General features: G+C 43.8%; 3 protein-coding genes. All 3 read right to left on the bottom strand.

Annotated elements, in window-relative coordinates:
• A partial coding sequence (locus MUP17_09120; GenBank protein ID MCJ7459137.1) for a diguanylate cyclase occupies positions 1–731 on the bottom strand: 731 nt, incomplete at its 3' end.
• A 17-nt stretch (positions 732–748) separates the two neighbouring features.
• The gene (xerD, locus tag MUP17_09115; protein MCJ7459136.1) at positions 749–1648 is read right to left on the bottom strand and encodes a site-specific tyrosine recombinase XerD; all 900 of its coding nucleotides are present in this window, start codon (positions 1646–1648) and stop codon (positions 749–751) included.
• A 116-nt stretch (positions 1649–1764) separates the two neighbouring features.
• Entirely contained in the window at positions 1765–3537 is a 1773-nt protein-coding gene (locus MUP17_09110) for a SpoIIE family protein phosphatase (GenBank protein MCJ7459135.1), read from the bottom strand.
• Between the last annotated feature and the right edge of the window lie 689 nt (positions 3538–4226).

The raw sequence follows: 4226 nt of genomic DNA, 5'->3' as shown, positions 1-4226 counted from the left end.
CCCCGCTTTAGGTCTTTTGCCTTATACCCGCATACGATCTTATTGTCGAAGGTTCTTACCACTTCAGAACAGACCTTATCCACCTTTTCTGCCGGTATGATGAAAATGAAATCATCTCCTCCGATATGTCCGGCAAATCCATCCGGGCAATTTCTGTAAACTATGTCTCTGATTATCTGCGAGCTTAAAAGGATCAGCTTGTCCCCGTAAAAGTAACCGTAGTAATCGTTATAGGCTTTGAAATCGTCCAAATCCGCATAACACAATGCGAACTCCTCGCCCCGCTGGATCTTTTGATTAACCTCATTTTCTATTATGCTGGTGCCGGGAAGCCGGGTAGTGGGGTTTACTCCCACGTCCCGTCTGCTTCTCCTGACTATCATTTTCAACTTGGCAGAAAAAAGGTCTTTCTGCCACTCACCGAAAAGAAACTCGTCCGCTCCTTTGCCCAGCCCCTTTATGACTATTTTTTTGTCCGGATGAGGATGATACAGAACCAGAGGAACTAAGGAAAGGTTGGAGTCCTTCTTGAGTTTTTCGACAAGCCGAATCTCTTTGTCAAAATCGCCTTTACCGCAGATGAACACCAGATCCATTAGATGCCGATCCAACTGTTTGAATAACTCTGAGCCGGCATCAAAACTGAGCAGTCTCACCTTCTGGGGACGAAAACTCTCCCTTAGAATCTTTTTAATCCTGATTCCCTTTTCGTATATAGCCAGGTTCAGCATTTTACTCCCATCCCTCTTTATTTGGACGGTTTCTCCCTGGGATGATAGCTTCGGTGTTCCTGTTTTATAAAATCGCGGTCGATATGGGTATAGACCTGCGTAGTAGATATATCGGCATGTCCTAACATCTCCTGCACTGCCCTTAGGTCTGCTCCGCCCTCTAAAAGATGGGTGGCAAACGAATGCCGGATAGTATGAGGGGTCACCCTCTTTTTAATCCCGGCTTGATGGATATATCTCTTTATTATCTTCCAGGCACCCATCCGGGTCAACTTTTTGCCCCAACGGTTAAGGAACGTTATATCTTCTGAATCAGGTTTAGCCAAATAGATTCTCGAACGCTTTAAATACTTTTTGACTGCCATAATCCCCTTTTTACCGATTGGAACCAACCTCTCCTTATTACCCTTACCGATTATCCTGACCCAGCCAACCTGTGGAAGAAAATTCTTTGTCGTAAAGTTTATCATCTCAGAGATTCTCGCCCCTGTGGCGTACAGGAATTCCATGATTGCCTTATTCCTCCATCCAAGATTATCTTTTTTGTACGGCAAGTTTAGAATTTTTTTCATCTCGTCTACAGTCAAGGTACCAGGTAATTTTCTACCCAGTTTAGGAGAATCGACCAACTCAGCAGGGTTGGAACCGCAGAATTCTTCATTCAGGAGGTACTTATGAAAGGTTCTGATAGCGGAAAGATTTCTTGCCCTCGAAGCAGCCTTTAGCCCGCTTAAGGTATGGACAAATCCGCTTACGTTTTCTGAGGTAACAGAATTTAGTTCTGAAATGCTCTGATCTTTCAAATACTTAAAATACTTAATCAGGTCAAAACGATAGCTTTCCAGAGTGTTCTGGGACAAACCTCTGGACAGACGCAGGTAATGCAGGAAATCATCCAGTCTGTCCTCTATTTCCAAATGTCTGCACCTCTCTGTGCGGAGACGCATGCGGTGCGTCTCTACGTTTGTATGTAGGGGCGTATTGCAGTTCGACCGGCTTACTGCTCTGAGCGAAGTCGAAGAGCAATGCGCCCCTACGCTTCCAGAACTTTTATGAGGATCATAGTCAGGTCATCCTCGCCGGGCTTATTACCGGTGAAGTCCTTTACTTCCTGATAGATCTTATCTTGTAGCTCTTTGGCTTTTAAGCCGGGGTTCTCTGAAAGTATTTTCTCTAATCTTTTTGTGCCGAACTCCTCATCTGACTCGTTCTTGGCTTCGGTTACGCCATCAGTGTAAAATAAAATAATATCCCCGGGCTTTAGATTCAAAACCCTTTCTTTATACTCTGAATTCTGAATGACTCCTAAGGCTAACCCTCCCTCGGTCAGATGCCGGATCTTTCCTTCCTTTTTTCTTAAAACCGGTGGATTGTGTCCGGCATTGGAGAAGGTAAATATTCTATTCTTGATATCCAGAACACCGTAAACGGCGGTGACGTAGTTTTCCCGCTCTAAGCTTTCATACAGAAGGTTATTGACCTTGAAACAGATCGTCCGTATAGCATAATTGTTCCTAATCTCCGCTTTCAAACTTGCCCTGAAAGAAGCCATAATCAAAGCCGCGGGTATCCCCTTGCCAGAGACATCTCCGATAGCTATTCCTATCTGGTTTTCCACTATGGGGATGAAATCGTAATAATCTCCACCCACCTGCTCAGAGGGGATATTTATGCCGGAGATATCAAAACCGGCCAAATTCGGATCTTCAGCTGGAAGAAAACTCTGTTGAATGTTGCGCGCGATTAAAAGTTCTTCTTCCAGTTTCTTCTTTACTATAATCTCCTTATGCAGCCTGGTCCTTTCTATTGCCACGGCACAATGGCTGGCAAAAGCAGTTAAAAGGTTTAAGTCGTCCGAATCATAAGCATTAACCTGATTGCTCTCTAAATTGAAAACCCCGATTATCCGCCGGTCAGTCATTATCGGCGCCAGGATCTCAGATTTTGTCTCGTGCCGGGCTTTGATATATCTCGAATCCTTGTCCACGTCCGGGACAATAACTGTCTCTTTATGTTGCGCTACCCAACCCACCAGTCCCTGACCCATCTTCAACCGCAAATCCGGCTCAATGGCCGGATCAAAACCTCTGGTCTTAATCTCTCCCACCTCTTGCTTTTCTCTGTCTATTAAGAAAATTGCCGCCGCGTCATATTTGACCAGCCTTTTTAAGGAATCCAGAATCAGCCCCAAAACCTCATCTAAATCCAGGGAGGAGGAGATCAATCTATCCATATCTAAAAGGATTTCTTTTTCCAGGCTTTCCTTTCTGGCTTTGCGATAAAGGTAAGAATTATCCAGAGCGATTGCTACCTGATCTGCTAAAGAGGAGAAAATCTTCAAGTCTTCCTCTGTGAATTCCTTTCCTAAAAGCTTGTTCATTGCCACCATTACACCTAAGAGATTCCCCCTTCTCAGAACCGGGACGCAGATGATAGAATCTATCCTGAACCCTATTCGCTCCTCTAATTCCGGAGAAAAACGCGGGTCATTCCTTGCCTGGTTGGCAATTACCGGCACTTTATTCTGCGCCACCCAGCCTGCAATCCCCTGGCCTAATTTCAGGCGCAGCTCTTTTTTCTCCTCTTTACTCTCGCCTGAATAGAGGTAAAGGTTAAGCTCCTGAGCTTTTCTGTCATAAAGGGAGATAGAGCTGAATGAGGCTTCCATTGCTTTGGTGATCGACTTCAAGATTAAATCCAGAAGTTCCTTCAAATCCAGAGTCGAGTTCAGAAGCTTGGAGGTCTCCATGAAGACGCATCTTTCTGGATGATAGATTATTTTTTCTTCAATTTTTTCTTTTTCCATATCTTCCCTTTTTTGAGACTTCTTAATTGAATCGGAAACTCACAGCAATTAATTTAATACGATTTTATCTGTCAATCTATTTTTTGGGAAATCGATTTATAATAGTCATTCTGAGCCCGAAGGGCGAAGAATCTGTTAAATTTGAACTCCTTGTAGACTGTCAGGTTTGAGAACCTGACAGAACAAAAAAATCGTACTCCCATTAACTTCTTGATTGACAATTAAACAATTTCTGAATTTATTAAAGGTGACCAATACACTCTAAAAAAGGGTTATGCCGGGTAAAACAATTTTACAGTCCGAACTCACCCTATATCCCTCTCTTAAAAAGAGAGGGACTTACATCCCCCTTCTCTTGGTAAGTCGGAGAAGGGGCCAGGGGATGAGTTCGATAACTGAGCCTAATACGTTATGATTGGCAAAACCATTTCACAGTCCGAACTCACCCTGAATCCCTCTCTTGCAAAGAGAGGGACTAATGTCCCCCTTCTCTTAGTAAGTCGAAGAAGGGGCCAGGGGATGAGTTCGATAACTGAGCCTAATAGGTTATGATCGGCAAAACAATTTCGCATTACAAGATTTTAGAAAAGCTGGGTGAAGGTGGAATGGGTGTGGTCTATAAAGCCCAGGATACCAAGCTGGATAGAATTGTAGCTTTAAAGTTTCTGCCCAAGCATCTCTTATGCGAT

It is taken from the genome of Candidatus Zixiibacteriota bacterium (assembly GCA_022865345.1).
Taxonomy (GTDB): Bacteria; Zixibacteria; MSB-5A5; order MSB-5A5; family RBG-16-43-9; genus RBG-16-43-9.
This window is presented reverse-complemented; position numbering and strand designations above follow the sequence as displayed.